Origin of the sequence: Trinickia sp. NRRL B-1857 (assembly GCF_050470685.1) — a bacterium.
Taxonomy (GTDB): domain Bacteria; phylum Pseudomonadota; class Gammaproteobacteria; order Burkholderiales; family Burkholderiaceae; genus Trinickia.
In genome coordinates, this window is sequence record NZ_JBFLUK010000011.1 from 698,405 (window position 1) to 719,956 (window position 21,552).

At 61.4% G+C, this 21,552-nt stretch carries 19 protein-coding genes; 10 read left to right on the forward strand and 9 right to left on the reverse strand.

Annotated features, from left to right (window positions below; genetic code table 11):
• The first annotated feature begins 70 nt into the window (after positions 1-70).
• Positions 71-1,270: a glycosyltransferase gene (locus tag AB1286_RS24165; protein ID WP_430365764.1), complete on the forward strand. Its 1,200-nt coding sequence runs from the start codon at positions 71-73 to the stop codon at positions 1,268-1,270.
• 120 nt (positions 1,271-1,390) lie between these two features.
• Here AB1286_RS24165 and AB1286_RS24170 read toward each other — a convergent pair whose 3' ends face one another.
• Positions 1,391-2,407: a GlxA family transcriptional regulator gene (locus tag AB1286_RS24170; protein ID WP_430365765.1), complete on the reverse strand. Its 1,017-nt coding sequence runs from the start codon at positions 2,405-2,407 to the stop codon at positions 1,391-1,393.
• Between the two features lie 236 nt (positions 2,408-2,643).
• Between AB1286_RS24170 and AB1286_RS24175 the strand changes: the two genes are divergently transcribed.
• Positions 2,644-2,820: a hypothetical protein gene (locus AB1286_RS24175; RefSeq protein WP_430365766.1), complete on the forward strand. Its 177-nt coding sequence runs from the start codon at positions 2,644-2,646 to the stop codon at positions 2,818-2,820.
• A gap of 489 nt (positions 2,821-3,309) precedes the next feature.
• On the opposite strand, the gene AB1286_RS24180 is transcribed toward AB1286_RS24175, so the two are convergent.
• From AB1286_RS24180 to AB1286_RS24195, 4 genes are all read right to left on the reverse strand, one after another.
• On the reverse strand, positions 3,310-4,038 hold the full coding sequence (locus AB1286_RS24180) for a pirin family protein (RefSeq protein ID WP_430365767.1): 729 nt from the start codon (positions 4,036-4,038) through the stop codon (positions 3,310-3,312).
• A 166-nt stretch (positions 4,039-4,204) separates the two neighbouring features.
• Complete coding sequence (locus AB1286_RS24185; RefSeq protein ID WP_430365768.1) at positions 4,205-5,026, reverse strand: sensor histidine kinase; 822 nt, start codon at positions 5,024-5,026, stop codon at positions 4,205-4,207.
• 122 nt (positions 5,027-5,148) lie between these two features.
• Positions 5,149-5,865, reverse strand: coding sequence for a response regulator (locus AB1286_RS24190; RefSeq protein ID WP_430365769.1), 717 nt, complete (start codon positions 5,863-5,865; stop codon positions 5,149-5,151).
• Positions 5,866-6,071: 206 nt separating this feature from the next.
• Positions 6,072-6,995, reverse strand: coding sequence for a LysR family transcriptional regulator (locus tag AB1286_RS24195; RefSeq protein WP_430365770.1), 924 nt, complete (start codon positions 6,993-6,995; stop codon positions 6,072-6,074).
• 137 nt (positions 6,996-7,132) lie between these two features.
• Here AB1286_RS24195 and AB1286_RS24200 point away from each other — a divergent pair, with 137 nt between their 5' ends.
• A complete protein-coding gene (locus AB1286_RS24200) occupies positions 7,133-7,939 on the forward strand; it encodes an alpha/beta fold hydrolase (protein ID WP_430365771.1) in 807 nt (268 codons plus the stop codon).
• A 105-nt stretch (positions 7,940-8,044) separates the two neighbouring features.
• Here the strand turns inward: AB1286_RS24200 and AB1286_RS24205 are convergent, their stop codons facing one another.
• The 3 genes from AB1286_RS24205 to AB1286_RS24215 all read right to left on the reverse strand — a co-directional run bounded on the left by AB1286_RS24205 (position 8,045) and on the right by AB1286_RS24215 (position 10,235).
• Positions 8,045-8,353 carry a DUF4148 domain-containing protein gene (locus AB1286_RS24205; protein WP_430365772.1) on the reverse strand — a complete coding sequence of 103 codons (309 nt, stop codon included), beginning with the start codon at positions 8,351-8,353 and terminating at the stop codon, positions 8,045-8,047.
• A gap of 231 nt (positions 8,354-8,584) precedes the next feature.
• Positions 8,585-9,580 carry a DedA family protein/thiosulfate sulfurtransferase GlpE gene (locus tag AB1286_RS24210; RefSeq protein ID WP_430365773.1) on the reverse strand — a complete coding sequence of 332 codons (996 nt, stop codon included), beginning with the start codon at positions 9,578-9,580 and terminating at the stop codon, positions 8,585-8,587.
• Positions 9,581-9,926: 346 nt separating this feature from the next.
• Positions 9,927-10,235, reverse strand: coding sequence for a DUF4148 domain-containing protein (locus AB1286_RS24215; RefSeq protein ID WP_430365774.1), 309 nt, complete (start codon positions 10,233-10,235; stop codon positions 9,927-9,929).
• A gap of 175 nt (positions 10,236-10,410) precedes the next feature.
• Here AB1286_RS24215 and AB1286_RS24220 point away from each other — a divergent pair, with 175 nt between their 5' ends.
• Positions 10,411-11,226 (forward strand): creatininase family protein, encoded by an 816-nt coding sequence (locus tag AB1286_RS24220; RefSeq protein WP_430365775.1) that lies wholly within the window; start codon positions 10,411-10,413, stop codon positions 11,224-11,226.
• A gap of 32 nt (positions 11,227-11,258) precedes the next feature.
• Positions 11,259-12,437, forward strand: a complete 1,179-nt coding sequence (locus AB1286_RS24225; RefSeq protein WP_430365776.1) for a YncE family protein — start codon at positions 11,259-11,261, stop codon at positions 12,435-12,437.
• Between the two features lie 49 nt (positions 12,438-12,486).
• Here AB1286_RS24225 and AB1286_RS24230 read toward each other — a convergent pair whose 3' ends face one another.
• Entirely contained in the window at positions 12,487-12,894 is a 408-nt protein-coding gene (locus AB1286_RS24230; protein WP_430365777.1) for a DoxX family protein, read from the reverse strand.
• 174 nt (positions 12,895-13,068) lie between these two features.
• Between AB1286_RS24230 and AB1286_RS24235 the strand changes: the two genes are divergently transcribed.
• The 5 genes from AB1286_RS24235 (at position 13,069) to AB1286_RS24255 (ending at position 21,333) form a co-directional block, all read left to right on the forward strand.
• Positions 13,069-13,944: a LysR family transcriptional regulator gene (locus tag AB1286_RS24235; protein WP_430365778.1), complete on the forward strand. Its 876-nt coding sequence runs from the start codon at positions 13,069-13,071 to the stop codon at positions 13,942-13,944.
• Positions 13,945-13,998: 54 nt separating this feature from the next.
• On the forward strand, positions 13,999-15,249 hold the full coding sequence (locus AB1286_RS24240) for a cation:proton antiporter (RefSeq protein WP_430365779.1): 1,251 nt from the start codon (positions 13,999-14,001) through the stop codon (positions 15,247-15,249).
• Positions 15,250-15,453: 204 nt separating this feature from the next.
• The gene (locus AB1286_RS24245; protein WP_430365780.1) at positions 15,454-16,587 is read left to right on the forward strand and encodes a porin; all 1,134 of its coding nucleotides are present in this window, start codon (positions 15,454-15,456) and stop codon (positions 16,585-16,587) included.
• A 393-nt stretch (positions 16,588-16,980) separates the two neighbouring features.
• Positions 16,981-20,397, forward strand: coding sequence for a bifunctional diguanylate cyclase/phosphodiesterase (locus AB1286_RS24250; RefSeq protein WP_430365781.1), 3,417 nt, complete (start codon positions 16,981-16,983; stop codon positions 20,395-20,397).
• A gap of 12 nt (positions 20,398-20,409) precedes the next feature.
• Positions 20,410-21,333, forward strand: coding sequence for a hypothetical protein (locus AB1286_RS24255; RefSeq protein WP_430365782.1), 924 nt, complete (start codon positions 20,410-20,412; stop codon positions 21,331-21,333).
• Positions 21,334-21,552: the final 219 nt, after the last annotated feature.

The window sequence follows — 21,552 nt, forward strand, 5'->3', positions numbered from 1 at the left end:
CTATGCGCATTCCATTTTCCGGCGTTCTTGCTAGCGACTTCCGCATAACACCGCGTGGCGGATTCGCGCTATGAGACCGCGCGCGCTCGTTATTGAGCCGGACCTGTCCGGCTATCGTTGGCGATATGTCCAATGGACGATCGAAGCGCTGGTCGAGGCCGGCTACGAGTGCATGCTCTGGACGCAGCCGCGCCATCGCGATCATCCGCTGCTGTTGGCGTACCAAGTCTCGCGTGCCGCGGTCACCGTTGTGACCGATCGCAAGCATGGCCACTTTGCGCACCCCTCGTCATGGCTCAATGCGGCAAACATGGGTTTCGGTTTTTACGCCGCTTTCGCGTCGATATATCGCCGCGTGGTTCGCACGGATAGCGTCGACCTCGTAGTCGTCCCCGACGGCGATTACATCTTGAATGCCGTCGGCGTACTCGGCTCGCCGTTCGGCTCGACGCGTTGGATGTGCATCGCGATGCGTCAATCGTTTCATTTGCGCGATATCGGGGTGCAAGCGCCGCGTCGTCCGCTCGCCGAATTCGTCTATAAGCGGCTCTTTTATCGCGCGTTGCGCGGGGGAAACTTATCGGCGCTGCTGACGATCGACCCGACGTTTTCGGCGTGGCACGCAAAATCGCCGGCCCGCGGCGGCTGTCCGCCGGTGCATTATTTGGAAGGCCCGTTCGCCGACGCCGACCAGGTTGAACAGCACGAGGCGAGAGCGCGATTGGGAATCGGCAACGAGCGGTGCATTCTCGTGTACGGCACGATATCCGACGGCAAGGGAATCAAGGAACTCTTATACGCGTGCATGCGGCGAGACGAACATCCGCTGATCGTCATCGCCGGTGAGCAAACCAAAGACGTGCGCGCGTTCATTGCTTCGATCGGCGGCGGGTTATTTAGTCGGGTGAGCGTCTACGACCAATTCATCTCGCCGGAAATGGAAGCAGACCTATTTTGCGCATGCGACGCGGTATGGGTCGGCTACAAACGGCACTACGGGATGAGTGGTGTTCTCGCGCAAGCGCATCGATACGGTAAGACAGTCATTGCAACGGATTCGGGACTGATCGGGTGGTTCACGAAGCGCGATCGCCTCGGTTCCTTGTTGCGCAGTTTGTCCGCACGATCGGTCAATGCCGCTATCGACGAAGCGTTCGCGCTCGACGGCATCTGCCGCTCGACGCCCCGGTCGAATTCCGAAGACTTGCTTGCCGGCAATACGGTCAATCACTTCAAGAAAATCGTACAGACCACGCTGACGAGCGACTGAATCGCCCGTGCGCGTGCTCCAGATACGCCAAAACGCCACCGGCAAGCTTCGGCGAATCGTTTAAGAATTCGCCGAAATGCTTGCCGGTGGCCGAGCGCGATCCGCGCGTATCAGTATCGGTTAGACAGTCGCCCGTGCATTACGAAGGCGGTATTCCGTGGGGGACACGGTCAGCCGCTTGCGGAACATCTTCGCCAAATTGTCGCCGTTGCGCATGCCGCTATGCCGCGCGATGACATCGACAGGCAATTTCGTTTCGGCAAGCAGCCGCCGCGTCAACTCAAGGCGCGCTTGCAGCAAAAATTCCGAAGGCGTGGTGCCCATTTCGCGTTTGAAATGGCGCAAATAATTTCGCTGACTCATTGCAGCGACGCTTGCGGCGTCAACGATCGTAATGTCTTGTTCGCAGTTGGCCAGCAGCCAACGAGCCGATTCGCGAACCTGCTCGCTCGTGCTCCGGTGGCTTGTGCGGCTCAACTTCGGCAGCAATACCCGGCTCGTGCCCGGCATCAAGCGCTCGGCGATTTTCATCGCGACGTCGAGGCCCAGATCGCGTTTGACCTGGAATAGCGCGAGGCAGAGCAACCGGTGTTGATCGTCGCTCGCGCTAGGGACGTACTCGGACGTTCCGCGCGATTCCAGCGAGGCGTTCCAGCTCTCGGTGCCGCCGAACTTACGTTGGCGATGTGCGTCGATGGAGGCTAGCGCGGCCTGACTGACGATCGGCTCGATCCGGTCCGTCCTTTGGTAAATCACGCGCAACCAACGCACAAACGGGTTTTCCCGTGCAGCCAATGCCGCGCCCGAGTCCCCAACGATAATCAACGTATGCAAATCGCCCAATTGGCGCGCTTCCAACCGATCGGTCGAGACGCGCGCGGATGATGAGCAGACGACGTCGCCGCCGTCGATGGACAGCAAGCGCACGCTATACAGATTTGTCTTTCCTCCCCCGTTCCCACCCAGTTCGTTGGCGACGTCGAAGACTTCGGCGACCATCCCGGCCGTCATAAAGGAAAAGCCTTTGAACAGCAGTAATCCGATCTGCTTGCAACGTGGGTTGGTTTCATCCCCGTGTACGCCCGTCGGCCCGACGTTGCGTATGCCGCAATTTTTTTCAATTTTTTCCATCATCATGGCTGGCTCCTTGGTTTCCTTGTGCGCGCGATTTTTCCTTCGATAACTAATTCTCGAGGCTTGTTTAGAAGTTTTGATTATTTTTTTTATTTATTTTCGTGAGCCGGCTTCCGCCGATGCTAAATGGTTTGAAAAGCGTGTTCTATCCTGCGCTTCGTTTTACGCCGTCCGTCTTCGCTGCGCCTGGCGGCGCACGCGGAACAAACGGCGCCTCACGCCGGCTTTAAGGCGAATCCATGAGCTTGCTGCTTGGCGTGTTTTTCGACGCTATGGGACAGACCATGCTCTCGACGTCGATAATAAAAGGGAGTGGTTTAAATTTCCACATAAAAACTATTGCATCAAAATGTAACCCGGAAGCGCGATTTATTGGCGAGCGCCTATCAACTGTGATGGGTTTGGCGCAAGCGTAATTTCGCGGGTTTCGGCACAACCTTATCTGTTTTGAACTAAGTGCTTGCGAAAAATATGGGGAACTGCTAACCCACCCGTGCATCCGTTGATGCATTTTCTTGGTCGAAGGAGTGCGGGGTAGGGGAAACGATGCCGCGTTGTCGGTTTCGACAGGGCGACTTGCGGGAAAATATGCCCCGCCCGGTTTTACTGCGCAACAGCGCCCTTAAAATTGGCGGATAAATACTAGGCTGGCGCGAAAGTCGGCCTATTCGACCATGAATAAACTGCCAACTTTCGTCGCAAGAGGGAGGCGCGCGCTTTGCGCGGCAATATCGTCCGCCTCGCCTCGGCGGCGGGCGCGTCGAAAAAAATAAAGCCGGGCGCGTTGAATAAGAACGCGGCCCGGCGTTGAATCGTCCGAAACGGTCATGGCCGTGTACGGGGAAGGGGGAAACCCTGAACAGGCGGTCTCGCTTTGCCGATCGTCACGGGGCGAGTACGCTGCTTCAGCGCATCGCCGGTGTTTCGACAGCACGCAAATCGAATACGAGAACCTGTGCGTCGCGGCCTTCCGTCAATGTCACCGTGTCTTCCTCGCGCAGTTTCGCGCCGTCGCCCGCGCCCAGTCGAATGCCGTTAAGCGTGACTTCGCCCTCGGCGACGTGGATATAGGCGTACCGCTCTTTCGCCAGGGTGAGCGACGCCGTTTCGTCTCCGTTCAGGTGCGCGGCATAGACACGAGCGTCTTGACGCAGCGCGAGCGAGGCGTCGCTCCCATCCGGCGAGAGCATCAAGCGCAGCTTGCCGCGCTTTTCCTCCGGTGGAACGTGCATTTGCTGATACCTAGGCGCCGCGCCCAACGAGGCTTCGGACGGCAGAATCCAGATTTGCAGGAAATGCACGCGGTGCTCGGGCGACGGGTTGTATTCGCTATGCGCGACGCCGCTTCCGGCGCTCATCAACTGCACGTCGCCCGGCACGATCGTCGAACCGTTGCCCATCGAATCTTTATGTTCGAGCGCGCCCTCGAGTACATAGGAGAAGATCTCCATGTCTCGGTGCGGGTGGCGGCCGAACCCGCGGCCGGCGGCGACACGGTCGTCGTTGATGACGAGCAGGTCGGAGAAGCCGACTTGCTGCGGGTCGAAGTACTGTGCGAACGAGAAGGTATGGCGCGAGCTGAGCCAGCCGTGTTCGGCGATGCCCCGATCGGCGGCTTTTCTGATTTCGATCATTATCATTCTCCGAAACGTTAGGACACCCAACGAAAGCAACAATGCAGGTGTCGATGGCTAGGCAGTCTATGCCAACGTTTCGGCTGTCAGAAGACGCATGGCGCCGACTCACCGTCTCATGAATGGGACAATCGCGCGGGGGCGGACAGGCAGGGAGGCTGCACGCTTATGCGTGCGTCGAGATCGCTGCGGCCGGCAAGCGCACGACGACGGTAAAGCCCGCGCCTTCGTTGCTGCGAACGGACAGCGTCCCCTGAAACTGCGCCGCGCGCTCCGCCATACCCGACAACCCGAGCGACGGCGCCTGGCGCTTAGCGTCGTCGAGCTTGCGGCCGACGCCGTCGTCGGCGATCCGCAGCGTGCATAGCTCGCCGTCGCGGTAAAAATCGATCGTGACCGTGCGTGCGCGGGCATGGCGGGCGACGTTGGTCAGGGCCTCTTGAACGATTCGAAAAATGGCCGTGGCAGCGTGCTCGGAAACGGCGATATCGTCGACCCTGAACCGGCAGGCTAGCCGCACGTTGGAACGGTTTGCGAATTCGGCGGCCAGCCATTCGATCGCCGCTGGAAATCCGAGCGTCTCCAGCGCGAGGGGCCGCAGTTGCCGCGTCATCCGCTGAACCGAAGTCACCGCGGATTCGATCTGCCCTTGCAGTTCATGAATGGCCGTGCCTAACGGATGGCGATATGGTTGCGGCCCTGAAAGACGCTCGACACGCTGCGCGGCCAGCGCTAATGCGTTCAACTGTTGTCCAAGGTCGTCGTGCAAGTCCTGCGCGATGCGTCTGCGTTCTTGCTCGCGCACCGTTTGCATTTGCCTGGCCGCTTCCACTGAAGGGGTGTCCGTACTCACCTCGCGGCGGACGAACAAGGGCCGATGGCTGGTCGCGCATTGAAAACGGTAGCCCAGCGCCAAGCTGGTGCGCAGGGCCCCAAGCAGATCCTCGGAGGCTTGCCGCTCGCCGGAACCGGGGGCGGACCGGGTCACGCGCTGCTCCTGCTCGGCAATCAACCGGGCCGCGAGTGTGATCGCGTGGAAAATTGCGGGGTCATTCGCATTCCCCGGGACGCCGGCGGGCTCAGAGGATAACCGCATGTTCTTGAGGGCTTTCAGATGACGTCGTGATCGTCGATCAACTGATGGCGCATTGCATAGTGTATGAGCGCCGCGTCGTTCGCAAAGTGCATGGCCTGACAGATACGGGCCTTGTAGTTGCCGACGGTCTTGGTGCTGAGGCTCAGTGCACGGCCGATCTCGGCGGCACGATGCCCGCGCGCTAGACGCATGAAGATATCGAACTCGCGATCGCTCAACTGCTGGTGCGGTGCCGTTTCGGGCGGCGCGACGAGGTTTTGCGCGATGTACTCGGCCATCCACTCTCCCACGTAAGTGCCGCCCGCCGAGACTTTGCCCACGGCGCACGAGAGTTCCGCCGCCGCTGCGTGTTTCGTCAGATAGCCGTGGGCGCCGGCCAGAAACGCGCGTAATGCATAGTGCCGCTCCTCATGCATCGTCAGCACGAGGATTTTCAATTGAGGGGCTTCGTCGCGAATTTTTCTAATCAATTCGATGCCGCTGCGCCCGGGCATCGAGAGGTCGAGCAACAGCATATCGGCTCGCGTACGGCGTATCAACTCCATTGCGGATGCGCCATCCGATGCCTCGCCGACGACTCGCATCTCGGGGAGGCTTTCGAGGACTTCTCGTAGGCCTTCACGGAACACGGGATGATCGTCCGCGAGCAGAATGCGCGTCGCGCACGGCGGGCGGCCTTCCAGGCTGCCGTCGGTCGCCTCGCGCCTCCCGTAGGAAATGGCGGTGCTCATTGCATGTGCGAGAGATGCGGGGGGCCGATGATCAAGCTGATCGTCATGATAATCGCCCCTATTTGTCTTATTGATTCAGGTTTTCCCTGCAATATTGTCCGCAGGTCGATTGTTGCATCGTACAGCGAGACGCCCGTGTGTTCCAAGTCGCCGTCGCGTCGAGGCATCGGCGGTAATCCGGTGGCTTTTCTGCGGTTATTCGGCGGCTATCGCATCCGCTTCGGTTTGACGTCCGCGAGCGCTGCCGGCGCTCGCTCGCTCAAATACCGCCAGAGCCGCTCGGCGACGGGACCGTGAGGCCGATCGCCGCGACGGGCCGCGACGATTTTCTCGCGTGCACCAGGCAGGTGCCGGCCGGCGAGCGAGCGCAAACGGTCTCGCCGCAGGTCGTCTTCGATCATGTACCGCGGCAGATGGCCCCAGCCCAAGCCCTGCAAAATGATGTCCCGCTTCATCGATTGATCGCTCACGGTACATTGCGCCGCACCCTCGACGACGAAATAGTCGCGCGCGGGCGTATGCCGGGCCGTGTCGCGCATCACGCATTGGGTCAGCGCACGTAGGTGCTCCGGTTTGACGGCTTTGGGCAGCTTCTCGGGTAGCAACGACGGCGCGATGACCGGCACGAGCTCGACCTCGCCGATTGCGAGCCATTCGATACGAGGATCGCCCCTGTCGATCCGATGCAAGATCAAATCGGCATCGCCGTCGAGCAATCGTTCCTGCGGCCCGGCGACTGCCTCGACATGCAGATGCAGACGCGTCCCCGGGCACGTACCGAAAAAGCCCGAAAGCAGTGCGAGCGTCTGCTCGCGCGGGCACAGATCGCCGATCACCACGTGCAGCTCGCTTTCTTCGCCCATGGCCAACTGGGCCGCATAGGTTCGCAGGCCGGCGAACTCGCTCAGCAGCGTTTGCGCTTTGCCATGAAACGTGCGGCCCTCGGCGGTCAAGCGGACGCGATAGCCGCTGCGATCGAGCAACGCCAAGCCGATTTGCCGTTCGAGACGTGCGACGGCCGCGAATACGGCCGGGTGCGATCGATGCAGGGTATCGGCCGCCGCTTGGAAGCCGCCGGCACGCACGACGGCGTCGAAACACTGTAGATCGTGGAGGGTAAATTCGTTCATGAGCGTAGCGGCTGAGTTTGGCTGACCGAGTAGCGTTACAAAGAATATCAAAACTTTGTAATGTCTTTCTTTCGGCCGCGAAACTACGATGCTTCCGTCGAACCAAAAAACTCCACCCATTTCGAGGAAAACCCATCATGGAAGATCGTTCGTTCATCACCGCCGGTGACGGTGCGCGCATCGCATATCGCTTCGACGGGCGCGAAGGCGCACCCGTGCTGATGCTGTCCAACTCGATCGCCACGTCCTTGCACATGTGGGACGGCGTGATGCCCGATCTCGCCCGGCATTTCCGCGTCTTGCGATACGACACGCGGGGCCACGGCGCGTCGGACGCACCCGGGGGTGCCTATTCGATCGACCGGCTCGGCCGCGACGTCGTCGAATTGCTCGATGCGCTGGGGCTCGAGCGCGTGCATTTCCTGGGGCTTTCGTTAGGCGGCATGATCGGGCAGTGGCTCGGCATCCGGGCGCCTGAGCGAATCGAGCGCCTGGTGCTGAGCAACACATCCGCTTACCTCGGGCCGGCCGACTATTTCGACGGAAGGATCGCGGAGCTCGCGCGCATTAGCGGCATTCGCGATATGCGCGAGACGGCCGAGGGCTTTATCCGGAATTGGTTTTCGCAAGAGACGATCGACCAGGGACTTCCCGTTGTCGATGCGTTTCGCAAGATGGTGGCCGAAACGTCGCCCCATGGACTGGCAGGCGCCTTCGCTGCGGTGCGCGATCTCGATTTCCGGCGTACGGTCGCGCTGGTGCATCGGCCGACCCTCGTTATCGCGGGCGAGCACGATACGGTCACTTTGCCGGAGCACGGCGAAGCGATCGCCAGTGCGATCGTGGGCGCACGATATTTGTCGCTACCGTGCGTGCATTTGCCGAATGTGGAGTCGCAACAACCGTTCGTCGATGCAGTGAACGCGTTCTTGCTTGAGGGCTGATCGGTCGAGCCGCGCCGCGCGTGCGGACCGCTCGAACCTATCGCGTCGGCCTAGGGCGATATCTAGCGGATACCGCCGTGGGCCGACGCGCGATCGGCGCGCTGATTAACGGCCGAAGTACAGGGCGTCGTTCGCACCGGTGGAGACGGGCGAGCCCGAAGCCGACGAGCCGGCGTGCACGCCGCCGATTGCGCGAGCGTTGCCGTTTTGCGCGTCGACGCGTGCTTGCGCGAGGCGCGCGTCGGCCGGGTAGTACGGATCGTTGCTGAAGCTGCGGGGCCCGCCCGCTTGCTCGAATTGCACCAGTTGCGCCTTCACGTCGGCGCGTGTCAGCGGGGCATTCGATTGTGCGAAAACTGCGACGGGAGCGGTCAGCGCGGCCGCGATCAGAACGGATTGAATGAGCGATTTCATGGCAATTACCTCCAAAAGTCTTTCGTGCTGTCTGTTGCATCGGGTTCGTTTCGTGAACCGATGTAAGCAGTCTAGCCATTGGAGGCTCTAGGGTTAACGCCTAATTTTCGAATTCATTTTTACGCATTCTGGAACGATGGGCGCAGCGCCAGGTAGGCAGCGATCGGATTGATACGCGAAGGCGTGAAGAAAGACGCTCGCGGATGGGCGAGCATCGAGCGTCGAGCGTCGTTAGGCGATGCGTGGGGTTGACTGTTCGTCGGCAACCGGGGGCTCGCCTGCCTGCGGTTGCAAGGTGACGACCGTGCGGCCGGCGTCGCGCCACGCGTCGATGCCGCCTTTGAGCGGCAGCACGTCCAAAAAGCCCGCCTCGTTCAATTTCTTCGCCATCCAAGCCGCCGACACTTCGTTCGGACACGAGCAGTAGACGACGATCTTTTGCTGAGGGAGATAAGCGGCGATGACGTCGTCGAGTTTGCGATCGTCGGCGAAGCGCGTCCCGGGAATGACATAGGGATCCAGTAGCCGTTTTTCCTCCGATCGAATATCGAGGATGACGGGTGCGGGCTCGCGCAGCATCAATTCGTACAGTTCGTCTACGTCGATACGGGCATCGGATAGCTTGTTCATCAAGGCGCGGCGCCGCATCCAGCGATAGGTGGCATAGGCGACGAGCAGCGCGGCGATGACGACGATGCTCGCATGTCCTAAGCGACCGATGCCGGCAAAGAACCAATCGACCTGGTGGGATACGAGGGCGCCCACACCCAATCCGAGCGAGGCCCAAATCGCGGCGCCGATACCGTCGTGCGCAACGAACGCGCGATACGGCGTGCCGAGCGCGCCGGCCATCGGGACGGAAAGCAGCGAAAGACCGGGGACCAGTTTGGATACGGTCAGCACGCGAACGCCCCAGCGGCCGAAGAAACGTTCGGTCTTCTTCACGCAGGTGTCGCGCGAGAGCGACAACCGGCACAGCGTTTTGAGCGTGGCGCCGCCGTAGACGCGGCCTGCGAGGAACCATACGCTGTCGCCGATCACCGAAGCCAGCACGGCAAGGGCGAGTACCGGCACGAGCTGCGCGCCGACCGACGCGGGGTGTAGCGCGGCCATCGCGCCGAATAGGACGAGCGTGGGCATTGCCGGCACCGGCAATCCGAGTGCCGCGGCCAACGCGTTGACGAAAACGAGCGCCGGGCCGTAACGCACGACCAGGTCGTGGAGCATCGAAGTACCTCGCGAAAACGTGCCGCGCGAAAAATGCGGCATGCGCGGATTATGCCCCGTTCGATGCGTGGCTGCTTCGATACGATGAATGGGAATGTCGATCGCGAGTCGGATCGTACGGCGCGGCGGGAACGCGTTCGAAAAAGCGCCTAGCCGAGTGAATGGCTAGGCGAAAAGCCGCCGATGACCGGCGACGGAGGTATCGATCCGGATCGGCGCGCTCGTCGTGGACGGCGGCAAGACGCGCTCGATTCGGTGCAGCGAGGATGTTCTTAGTAGACCGACGTGCTCACTGCGGCGCAGTCGGCTCGTTTCAATGTTCCTTGCTTATTTGATACGGAGGCGATCAACGGCCGAAATAAATCGCATCGCCTGCGCCCGCATTCACCGGCGCGCCCGAGGCGGAGGAGCCGGCGCGCACGCCGCCGACGGCTTGCTCGCTCACGTTTTGCGCGACCGTGCGTACTTGCGCGTTTTGCGTCCCATTCGGATAGTACGGGTCGTGGCCGAACGCGCTCTTGCCGGCGACTTGCTCGAACTGGACGAGTTCGGCTTTCACTTGAGCACGCGTCACGGGGGCGTTCGACTGGGCGAATACGGCAACCGGAGCGGTCAAAGCGGCAGCGATCACGACGGATTGAATAAGCGATTTCATGGCGATTACCTCCAAAAGTTGTTTTGTTGCGGCCGGTTCGTCTCTCGAACCGATGCACGCAGTCTAGCGATCGGAGGTGCTAGGGTTAACGACTAATTTGATAAATCATCGTTACGGTTTTGCTCATAATCGCTGCGATGCGGGTTCGATATGGCGGTTTCTTGCGGGGTGGAAGATGCATCTTTTCTTACGTAAAGCTTTCGTTTGTCTCGGCCTCTCGTGTGCGCAGGCGCTCGCCTTCGCGCAAACGCCGAATTCCGTTCAGTTGGAGGATTTGACCTGGACGGAGGTGCGCGACCAAATCGCCGCCGGCAAGACGACGATCATCGTCCCTATCGGCGGCACGGAGCAAAGCGGTCCGTACGTCGCGCTCGGCAAGCACAACGCGCGCGTTCAATTTCTTGCCGCCCGTATCGCGCGCGGACTCGGCAATGCGCTGGTGGCTCCCGTCGTCGCTTATGTGCCCGAAGGCGGCTATTCGCCGCAGAGCTCGCACATGCGTTTCCCGGGCACTATTACGGTTTCCGACGACGTCTTCGAAAAGACCCTCGAATCGGCGGCGAATAGCTTCGAAGTGCACGGCTTCAAGAACGTCGTGTTTCTCGGCGATCACGGCGGCTATCAAGACGACATCAAGCAGGTCGTTGCGCGTCTGAACAAGGCATGGGCCGGCGGCAAAGCGCGGGCATTCGTGCCGGCCGAGTATTACGGCGAAAGCTCCACCGGGTACGCCCGAATGCTGCGCGAGAAGGGCTATCGCGACGATGAAATCGGCACGCATGCGGGGCTTGCCGATACGTCGTTGCTACTGGCCGTCGCGCCGCAAATGGTGCGGCAAGACGCGTTGCGAGCGGCGCGCAAGCCGACGGCAGCGGATGGCGTCTACGGCGGCGATCCGCGCCGCTCGAGCGCCGAGCTGGGGCAGATGGGTATCGATGCGATCGTCTCGCATACGATCGAGGCCATTCGCAAAGAGACGGGAGGCCGTTGACGAGTCGGTCGCCAAGAACATGGGGAGGTGCTATGGGTTGGAAGAAATATCGCAAGACGTGTCTCGCTTCGTCGATCGGCGCCGTGCTCGCGGGAGGCTGCATCGCGTTCGCCGCGATGGGGGCGAGCGCTGCGACCGTGCAAACGGTGCCCGGTATGCCGGGTGTCGCCGATGCCTCGAATCTATACGGCGAGGCGGGCGTCAACCATTTGAGCCCGGCCGTGAGCGGTGCGCCCGCGCGCGTGTACGTGCCGAACCTGCGCTCCGACGACGTCTACGTCATCGATCCGGCCACGTCGAAAGTCGTCGATAAATTCCCGGTAGGGCGTAGCCCGCAGCACATCGTTCCGGCTTGGGATTTAAAAACGCTTTGGGTAACGAACAATGCCGAGGGGCGCACGGACGGCAGCCTGACGCCGATCGATCCGATGACGGGCAAGCCCGGCAAAGCGATCGCGGTGGACGATCCGTACAACATGTATTTCACGCCCGACGGTCGCGAGGCCATCGTCGTAGCCGAAGCGCATGCGCGGCTCGATTTTCGCGATCCGCATACGATGCGGTTGATGTCGAGTCTTGACGTGCCCGAATGCAAAGGCATCAATCACGCCGATTTCTCGATCGACGGCAAGTATGCGATCTTCACGTGCGAGTTCGGTGGCAAGCTGGCGAAGATCGACATGGTCAATCGCAAGGTGCTTGGCTATTTGGTCCTCGCAGCGAAGGGCATGCCGCAAGACATTCGCATCGCGCCCGACGGCAAGGTGTTTTACGTGGCAGACATGATGGCCGACGGCGTCTACGTCATCGACGGCGACGCTTTCAAGAAGGTGGGGTTCGTCAAGACGGGCGTGGGTACGCACGGGCTCTATCCGAGCCGCGACGGCAGCAAGCTTTACATCGCGAATCGTGGATCGAATCTCGTGCACGGTCCGCGCCATGGCAAAGGCAGCGTCTCGGTGCTCGATTTCGCAACGCGTACCGTCGTGGCGACCTGGCCGATTCCCGGCGGCGGCAGCCCCGATATGGGCAACGTCAGCGCCGACGGCAAGACGCTGTGGCTATCGGGTCGCTTCGACGACGAGGTCTATGCGATCGATACGCATACCGGCACCGTGAAGTCGATCGCGGTCGGTATGGAGCCGCACGGGCTCACGGTATGGCCGCAGCCCGGGCGTTATTCGCTCGGGCATACGGGCAATATGCGCTAATCGCGCGGCGCGACAGGCGCCGCTTTTGCGTGTGGGACGGGTCGGGCGTTCAGGCGGCGCGCTTGGCCGGGCGAAGCGCGTACGCGCCGTCGCCGAGTAGGAACAGCACGACGAGCGCGACGGACCAAAACGCGGGGTATTCCCAGCCGCCGCCCTTGCTCGTGAAGAGCCAGCCGTTCGCGCCGTGCACGAGCACGATCGTGCCGAGCATTTCGACGGCCAGCGGCAGCGCGACCCACGAGGCGTAGACGCCGAGTATCAGCGCAATGCCGCCGAAGAGTTCGAGTGCGATCGTGAGGTAAGCCGCAATGGCCGGCAAGCCGAGCGAACCGAAATAGCCGACGAACCCTGGCACGCTGAAGACGAAAAGCTTAAGGCCGACGTGGGCGAGAAAGAGAATGCCGAGGCTGACGCGCAGCAACAGTGCGGCGAGCGGGGCGGTTTTGTCGTTGATCATCATGGTCATCGTTGACGTTTAGGAACGAATGCTTCGATCAAGCGCGGGCTACCGCGCTTGATCGAAGCGACTTCAGACGCGCCACGATACGATGTACGAGGGGGCGCATCAACTCGGCTATGATTCATCCATCATTTACTGCTGGTTGACGATGGGATGGATACGCTTACGAGCATGCGGGTTTTCCGATTGGCGGTGGAAGCCAAGAGTTTCGCCGCGGCCGCGCGCCGGCTCGATATGTCGCCGGCAATGGCAAGCAAGCATGTCATGCATCTCGAGCGCCGGCTGGGCACGTTGCTGCTCAATCGAACGAGCCGCCATTTGAGCTTGACCGAATCGGGCGCCACCTATTTCGACCACGTTCGGCAATTGCTCGACGAACTCGACGACGTCGAGGCGGCGGTAGGCCAATCCACCGCGGCTCCGCACGGCACGCTCAAAGTCAGCGCGCCGGTGTGGATGGCGAATCCGAACTTCGTAGGCGTCCTAAACGATTATCGAACCCGGTATCCCGACGTTCGTTTAGACGTCGACTTATCGGGCCGGTTCGTCAATCTCGTCGAAGAGGGGTTCGACCTTGCGCTGCGCGTGACGAATCCGCTTTCGCTAGGCCCCGCGCTGATCGCACGGCCCATCGCGCCGGTGACGTTTCATCTCGTCGCTTCGCCGGGCTATTTGCGCAAAGCGGGCGTGCCCACGACGGCAGAGGCGCTCTCGACTCACACGATGCTCGGCTATTCGATGTTTCCGGCCAACAACGCCGTTGAGGTGGAAGGCCCGCGAGGCGTCGAAGCACTCAAGTTCGAATCGGTGCTGCAAACGAACAACGAATCGTTGCTGCGACTGGCTGCGCTCGAGGGCATGGGGCTCGCATTCTTGCCGCACGCCCTGATCGCGAGGGACATCGAGGCGGGCACGCTGACGGCCGTCTTAACCGACTATCGTTTTTTCGGCACTAAGCTTTACGGCGTATACCGCCATCGACAATATCTCTCGCCCAAAGTCCGAACCTTTATCGATTTCCTTTGCGACGATGTGCGCCTTCGTTGACGCACGGGTAGGTTAGGATCACGCCTTCGACTCATTCCAATACCTATTTTCGTCATGTCGAATTGGTTGCTTCAACTGTCCGTCGTCATCGTCGTGACATCGGTTTGCGGGGTCGTCGCGCGACGGATCGGACAGGGTAAGGTCGTCGGCGAACTCATTGCCGGCTTGCTGCTCGGCCCGTCGGTGCTGGGCGCCATCGGCGGCGCGGGCTATCAGGCGTTGTTCAGTCCCGAGTCGGCGACGATTCTGTCCAAGCTCGGCGAACTCGGTCTAGTGTTTTTGATGTTTCAAACGGGCGCTCATATCGTCGGCGACATGCCCAAGACACGTATGGCCGCTTGGCCCCCCGTCGTCGTCGCAGCGCTTGGAATGGCCGCTCCGTTCGGCCTGGGGTGCGCGTTGGCCGGTTTCGGCGACAGCTCGTTCGTGCCGCCGCATGTCCCGCGTATCGCTTATGTGCTCTTTTGCGGGATCGCGTTATCGGTGTCGGCGCTGCCGGTCATGGCGCGCATCGTCACGGAGGCGGGTATCGCGCGGCACAGTGCGGCACGCTTATCGATTCTCGCGGCGACAGTCACCGATGCCGCCGGATGGCTCTTGCTGGCAAGCGTCGGTGCGCTCGCGAAGTCCGGGTTTTCGACACAATCCGCGTTGCACGGCTTGCTGCTATTGGCGGGCTTTTTCGCGGTATCGGTCACGATCGTCCGGCTAGCGATGCAAGGAATACTCGAGCTCGCCAAGCGTACGCACGGCCATTCCGGCATGCTCGTTTGCGCGCTTTGTTATGTGCTGCTCTCGGCTTGGGCGGCGACGGCGTTCGGCTTGCATAGCGCATTCGGTGCGCTCATCGCGGCCGTCAACGTTTCTCGCCGTCGCGATTTGTTGCAGTTCTGGGAGCGCCGTTTTAGCGGACTGGCGGATGTCGTTCTCACTCCCCTGTTTTTCGTGAGCGCAGGGATGCATGCGTCGATTTCGGCGTTGCATTCGCCGATGCTGATCGCATGGCTCGCGCTGTTTTTCGTGGCAGGCGTCTTCGGCAAATATGCCGGGTGCTATCTCGGCGCACGGCTATGCCGCATCGCGCCGGGTGATGCGCACTTGATCGGCGTATTGATGAATAGCCGCGGCACCGTCGAGTTGATGGTGCTGAGTATCGGCTTGCAATTGCAATTGATCTCCGCCTCGCTTTATACGGTATTGCTGGTCGCGACGTTGGCCATGACGGCTGCGAGCGCGCAGCTCGCCCACCGATGGGCGCGGCAGCGCCATCCCGTTCAATTGGCCGTGCCTAGCCCCGCCGTGTAACCCCGCATCGCCTATGCTTTGAATCGCGCCGCGTCATCGCGCAAAAATGCGGGCATTTTTGCGTCGTGCCTGTCAGTTCTGGCAGTATGTTTTGCCGGATATCGATGTTGCAATGGCGCCAAGCACCACAGTCTTTGCTCGGCGGCTCGGCTCTCATGAGCGCCGATACGTGTCGTTTCAGCGGCTATAAGCAGCGGAGGCGCGATGAGCATGGCATATCGGTCGGATAGGCGGCTGAGGGGCGTAACGGGCGGCGCGTTGATCATCGGTGCCGTTACGCTGGCGGGGCTCCCCGAGGCGCGAGCGCAGGCCACGGTGCAGCTTTACGGCATCGTCGACGATGCGGTGACCTACGTGACGAACCAGGGCGGGGCGCACGCATGGGCGCAGACAAGCGGCGTGGGGCAGTCCGATCGTTGGGGAATGCGCGGGGTCGAACCGCTCGGCAACGGTTTGAAGGCGATCTTCCGCCTTGAAAACGGCTTCACGCTCAATGACGGACGCTTTTCGCAAGGCGGGCTCGAATTCGGGCGTCAAGCCTTCGTCGGCCTTGCGAGCGATCGGTTCGGGTCGTTGACCTTCGGCCGGCAATACGACTTCATGTCGACCAACCTCACGCAATTTGCCGCCGGTACCGTGACGCCCTCGGTTTTCGGCTTTCATCTTGGCGATCTCGATCGGCTCGGTGCCGAGCGCCTCGATAATTCGGTTCGATACGTGACGCCCGAATGGGGCGGACTCCAACTCGGTGCGCTCTATTCATTCGGTGGACAACCGGGTAACTTCGTCGCGAACAGCGCGGTGGCCTTCGGCGCGACCTACGAACGCGGTCCACTACGCGCCGGCGCGGCCTACGTCGGCATGCATAACTACACGGCCGCCTTCGGCATCGGCACCTCGGTGGTCGGCGTGCCGCTCGTCGGCACGCGTGCGCAAGGCTTATTGCCCCAGTTTCAAGTTTTCGACAAGCTCTCGGTATCGGGCGTGGGCGCCGGTTATCAATGGGGGCCGGCATTCTTGCACGGCGTGTTTACGCTCGTCGGCTTTCGGCAAAACGGAGTCAGTGCTTCGCTTCGAACAGCCGAGGGCGGGGTGAGGTATTCGGTAACTTATGCGCTTTCTTTGGCCGGCAGCTATGCCTATTCGAAGCTCGGGCAAGCGCATTGGAATCAATTCGTAACTGGTATCGATTACGTACTATCCAAGCGAACGGATATTTACTGGAATGCAGTCGTATTGCGTTCGAGTCAAGGCGTCCGCGCGCAATTATTTACGCTTCCTGCGTCGAGCTCAAATTCGCAAACCGTGGTTTCAATTGGGCTCCGTCATCTCTTTTGAAAGAAAATCGCACGATCGTTTCGATCATCGGCCGTCAGATATTCCCTGATGGCCGAATCCTTTGTCAGCATTGCCTGACACAGCCCTTAGAGGGTTTCCGTCGATAGGGTTTGTTTGACTTGAATCAACCTCGTCGAACGTTATCCTTCGTACAAAAGAGCCTATAAGAAAACCCGATTTTTAATGCGGCCCGCGACGTATTTATTAGGCGGCTGCTCCATTTTATCGCTCGCTGAGTCGAGCGCGTGTGCCGGTAGGGCCCGGCGATCCTTTAACAATCGTTTGCAGCATTCGGCGCGGACTGCGAGTGGCCCGCGCCGGGGGTGCATGCGCGCATTCGCTTCGCATTCGTCGGCATGTCGGCCGCGGTGTGCGGGCCTCTGGGGAAATCAAATGCGCGAGGTATTCGGACGTATGCGGCACGGGAGTCGCAAGTGGTACGCGACGGGCTTCGCGCTCGGCGTACTCGTGCTCGCGCTATCCATTACGCTCACCGTCTATTCGATTTGCGGGCAATTCGTCGAGCGCGAGGCGAAGCTTCGCTTCGATAGCGATTCGACGAATGTCGAGCAGCAAATCGCCGTACGCGTGCGGCTGTATACCGACGTGCTCGTCACCATGCGCGCGCTATTCGGCGAGGATTCTTCCGTTACTCGTGACGAGTTTCGCGATTTCGTCGCAGGTCTCGATTTGCCGGGGCGCTACCCGGGTTTTCAAACGTTGAATTACGCCGCTTACGTACGTGCGTCCGGCGTTCGCACTTTCGTGGCGCAGCAGCGAAGCGATCCCATTTTGCAACGGGCAGGTATCGATTTTTCGATCCACCCGCCGGGGCTGCGCGACAGCTACGACGTGCTGACCTACCTCGAACCGCTTGCTGCGAACCGCGAAGCGGTTGGGCTAGATATGGATGCGGTAGCTAGCCGGCGAGCGGCAATGGAGAAATTGCGCGATACGGGGGAGCCGATCAGCAGTGGGCGATTGATCCTCGACGATCGCGGTGCGCGATTCGTCGGTCTCGCGATGCGCATGCCGGTTTATCGCAAAGGCATGCCGACGAAGACGGTCGAGGAGCGGCGCCTCGCCTATATCGGCTCGGTGGGCGCCGGCGTTCGCGTGAACGACATGATGGACGGTCTGCTCAGTGCGGAAACGCTGCGTGTCATCAAGTTCAAGATTTACGACGCGGGAACGATGGACGGCCCGGAGAAGCCGCTCTCGAATGCGTCGCTGCTCTATGACAGCGTCGACGGCGTGGCCATTGCGGCCCCGGGCCACGCGACCGGTACGACGCGCGCCGTTGCGCGCGCCGCGACCGCGGTGACGGCTCGCACGCCGCACGTGGCGCGTGCGGTCACGCGGGTCATGCTCCAGCGGGATGCGCAGCAGCCGTTCGTGGGGCGTCGTTGGGTGATCGCATTTTCGGCCAATGTGGCCGAGCTGAGCGGCACGCAGCGCGTGTTGCCCGATGTCGTGTTCGTGGCCGGCGTCATGATCAGCGTATTGCTGGCCGGTTTGGCGTACGCGCTCTCGAGTTCACGCTCGCGGGCAGTGGACCTCGCCGAGCAAATGACGTTCGACCTGCGCGAAAGCGAGGCTGCGCGCGCCCAGGCACAACGCATCGCGCATTTGGGCGACTGGCGCGTGAGCGTGGATGACGGCAGCGTGCACATGTCGAAGGAGATGGCGCGTTTGATCGGTTCGCGGCAGCCGGCGCTCTCGTTGCGCGCGCTGTTGCGCGCAATCGATTGCCGCGATCGCAGCACGCTCATGCATGAGGCAATACGCGCGATCGAGACGCACGACGCGTTCGAACTCGAATGCCGATACCGTTCGCGGCGCGGACGGCACGGTTGGTTGCGCGTGATCGGACACGCACACGGCGCTTCGCTTGATCGAACGCTGCGCGGCACCGTACTCGAAATCACGAAACAAAAATCGATCGAGCGGGCGCGCGATCTCGAGCATGCATTCACGTTGTATCTCGCGACGGCCGGCAATGAGTTCGACGTATGCCGTCACCTTGTCGAATCGATCGTACAGGGCATGGATTGGGATGGAGGCGCGTTCCGTCCCACGCCGGCGGGCACGAAACAGTTGCTTTGCGCGACGTCGACGGCCGTCGACAGTGCGTTTGAGACCTGGCTTCTCGTGAACGGCCCGAATGTAGTCGCCGAGGAAGACGCGCCTGCGGCACCCCATTGGAGCGTGGCCGGGCGCGGCGCGCCGCGCGAGGGCTCGGATGGATGGTTGGCCGATGCCGGTATTGCCACGACGTTTTCGTTCGCGCTGCGTTTAGGCTCGGTCGTCGTGGGCATGGCGGAATTTTATGCCCGCGAACGGCGCCATGCCGAGCCGCAAGCGCTCGTCATGGCGCGCTCGATCGTGAGCCAAATGAGCCACTTCCTGCAACGCCGGCAGGCTGAGGACAACCTGCATTTCCTCGCGACGCACGATGCGCTCACCGGGCTACCCAACCGGTTGATGTTCCGCGAACATCTAGACGAGCTGCTGGCGCGCGCTCGCGCCGATGCAACGGCGCTGCACGTTTTATTCATCGACCTCGATCGTTTCAAAGACGTCAACGATTCGCTCGGGCATAACGTCGGCGATTTGCTGCTGCGCGCCGTCGTGGCGCGCTTGCACGATACGTTGAGTCGGGTCGACATGATCGCGCGGCTGGGCGGCGACGAGTTCGTCGTGCTCGTCAAGCATCAAAGCGACGGCGTGGCTGTCGTCATGGAGACGATCGACGCGATTCAGGCCGCGCTCGCACAGCCTTTCATGATCGGCGGATCGCAATTGCAGGTCAGCGCGAGTATCGGCGTGAGCTCGTTCCCCGGCGACGGCGAGGATGCGCAGACGCTGCTCAAGCATGCCGACATGGCGATGTACGGCGCCAAGCAGCGCGGCAAGAACACCTATCAAATGTACGTGCGGCAGATGAGCATGTCGTTGCATCGCCGCGTGGAAATGGAGACGCAGCTTCGCCATGCAGTCGAAAACGGCGAGTTCACGCTTGTCTATCAGCCGCGCATCGATCTGCGTACGAATCATTGCACGGGGGTGGAGGCGCTGCTGCGCTGGAACAATCCGGCGCTCGGCGCAGTGCCGCCGACCGAATTCATTCCCGTCGCGGAGGAAACGGGGGCCATCGTGCCCATCGGGGCGTGGGTCTTGCGCGAGGCTTGCCGGCAAGCGGCCGAGTGGCACGCGTTAGGGGTGGATCCGATCCACGTTGCCGTCAACCTCTCCGCCCGGCAATTCGCGGATCCGCATTTGCACGAAAGCATTTTGGATGCCCTTTCGGACGCCAATCTGTCGGGAAAGTATCTCGAGCTCGAATTGACCGAGAGCATGGTGATGCGCCATCCCGAGCAAGCCGTGCGCTGGCTCTCGGCGATTAAGCGCACCGGCGTCCGGTTGTCGATCGACGATTTCGGCACGGGCTATTCGTCGCTCGCCTATTTGAACCGCTTCCCGATCGATACCGTGAAGATCGACCGGTCCTTCATCCGCAACGTGCCGGATAGCCATAGCGATACGCAGATCACGAGCGCGGTCATTGCGCTCGGGCACAGCCTCGGGCTGACCGTCATCGCCGAAGGCGCCGAAACGCAGAAGCAAATCGATTTTCTCCGCAAGGAGGGCTGTGACGAAGTGCAGGGGTACTTCTTCAGCCGCCCGATTCCCGCCGCCGATGTCGAGAGTTTTCTCGGCAGAGCGGCGGGCCCCGGTCTCGCGTCTTCGGCGAGATCGTCAGCCAATGGCGCCGAAGTCAGCAGACCGGGCGCTTTCATCAAGTCTTGAAGGAATAGCATCATGCAGACCACTAAACGGGGCGTCGCCGAAATGTTTCAAGCCATCGATGAGCTCGATTTCAGCCGCATCAAGGCGAAGCTCATGCATCGGCGCGACGGTGTCATCGCGTTGCGTCAGATCGAACGCGCGGAGGCGGGCTATCGGCAGTTTCTGAAGCTCGCGGCGAAATATCCCGATGCCCCCATCGTTCCGAGCGAGGAAGTCGACGAGTTTTGGCACATGCATATCCTCGATACGCAATGCTACGGTGCCGATTGCGAACGGATCTTCGGCTATATGATCCACCATGATCCGTACAGCGGGCTTGACGGGGCACAGGACGAGGCCCGGCATTTCGCCCTGGCGGCGGCAAGCGACGAATTGGCCGCGCGGGAGTTCGGCGCGCGAGGGGAAGGTCAAGTGGGATATTGCGTGAAGCCTGAAGCGACGAGCGATGGCCAAGCTGCGTATTGTGTGAAGCCTGAAGCGAAGGGCGACGGCCAAGCTGCGTATTGTGTGAAGCCTGAAGCGAAGGGCGACGGCCAAGCCGCGTATTGCGTGAAGCCTGAAGCGAAGGGGGATCGTCAAGCCACGTATTGTGTGAAGCCTGAAGCGAAGAGCGATGGTCAAGCTGCGTATTGCGTGAAGCCTGAAGCGAAGGGCGACGGCCAAGCTGCGTATTGTGTGAAGCCTGAAGCGAAGGGCGACGGCCAAGCCGCGTATTGCGTGAAGCCTGAAGCCAAGGGCGAAGCGAAGGCGTATTGCGTCAAGCCCGAGGCAAAGGCCTACTGTGTCAAGCCCGAAGCGAAGGCGGATGCCAAAGCCTACTGCGTCAAGCCCGAAGCGAAAAACGATGCCAGAGCGTACTGCGTTCGCCCCGAGGCGACGGCGCTGTCGTATTGCGTCCGTCCGGTCGCCGCGCCCGTCGCGCGGCGCAGCGCCTAGACGTTACCGGCAATCCGCGGGGCGTCTCGAAGCGAGCCGGCCCCCAAAGCTCTCCCGTTGCCAAATCTCCGGCCAGCTTTAACGGCCAGGCCCGGTGGCGCGTATATCGCGCCCTCGTGCTCCGTTGACCCAGGTCAATCCGATTTCAGCGTGCTCCGCGAAGATGACGTCAGGCGCGGCGTGAGTCCGTGCGTGTCGCAAACGGCAAGCGGTAGCTGA

Bases quoted from the DNA above. Each gene is read 5' to 3' on its own strand.
- AB1286_RS24165 (WP_430365764.1), top strand. From the start codon at position 71: ATGAGACCGCGCGCGCTCGTTATTGAGCCGGACCTGTCCGGCTATCGT.
- AB1286_RS24170 (WP_430365765.1), bottom strand. From the start codon at position 2,407: ATGATGATGGAAAAAATTGAAAAAAATTGCGGCATACGCAACGTCGGG.
- AB1286_RS24175 (WP_430365766.1), top strand. From the start codon at position 2,644: ATGAGCTTGCTGCTTGGCGTGTTTTTCGACGCTATGGGACAGACCATG.
- AB1286_RS24180 (WP_430365767.1), bottom strand. From the start codon at position 4,038: ATGATCGAAATCAGAAAAGCCGCCGATCGGGGCATCGCCGAACACGGC.
- AB1286_RS24190 (WP_430365769.1), bottom strand. From the start codon at position 5,865: ATGAGCACCGCCATTTCCTACGGGAGGCGCGAGGCGACCGACGGCAGC.
- AB1286_RS24195 (WP_430365770.1), bottom strand. From the start codon at position 6,995: ATGAACGAATTTACCCTCCACGATCTACAGTGTTTCGACGCCGTCGTG.
- AB1286_RS24200 (WP_430365771.1), top strand. From the start codon at position 7,133: ATGGAAGATCGTTCGTTCATCACCGCCGGTGACGGTGCGCGCATCGCA.
- AB1286_RS24205 (WP_430365772.1), bottom strand. From the start codon at position 8,353: ATGAAATCGCTCATTCAATCCGTTCTGATCGCGGCCGCGCTGACCGCT.
- AB1286_RS24210 (WP_430365773.1), bottom strand. From the start codon at position 9,580: ATGCTCCACGACCTGGTCGTGCGTTACGGCCCGGCGCTCGTTTTCGTC.
- AB1286_RS24215 (WP_430365774.1), bottom strand. From the start codon at position 10,235: ATGAAATCGCTTATTCAATCCGTCGTGATCGCTGCCGCTTTGACCGCT.
- AB1286_RS24220 (WP_430365775.1), top strand. From the start codon at position 10,411: ATGCATCTTTTCTTACGTAAAGCTTTCGTTTGTCTCGGCCTCTCGTGT.
- AB1286_RS24225 (WP_430365776.1), top strand. From the start codon at position 11,259: ATGGGTTGGAAGAAATATCGCAAGACGTGTCTCGCTTCGTCGATCGGC.
- AB1286_RS24230 (WP_430365777.1), bottom strand. From the start codon at position 12,894: ATGATCAACGACAAAACCGCCCCGCTCGCCGCACTGTTGCTGCGCGTC.
- AB1286_RS24235 (WP_430365778.1), top strand. From the start codon at position 13,069: ATGCGGGTTTTCCGATTGGCGGTGGAAGCCAAGAGTTTCGCCGCGGCC.
- AB1286_RS24240 (WP_430365779.1), top strand. From the start codon at position 13,999: ATGTCGAATTGGTTGCTTCAACTGTCCGTCGTCATCGTCGTGACATCG.
- AB1286_RS24245 (WP_430365780.1), top strand. From the start codon at position 15,454: ATGAGCATGGCATATCGGTCGGATAGGCGGCTGAGGGGCGTAACGGGC.
- AB1286_RS24250 (WP_430365781.1), top strand. From the start codon at position 16,981: ATGCGCGAGGTATTCGGACGTATGCGGCACGGGAGTCGCAAGTGGTAC.
- AB1286_RS24255 (WP_430365782.1), top strand. From the start codon at position 20,410: ATGCAGACCACTAAACGGGGCGTCGCCGAAATGTTTCAAGCCATCGAT.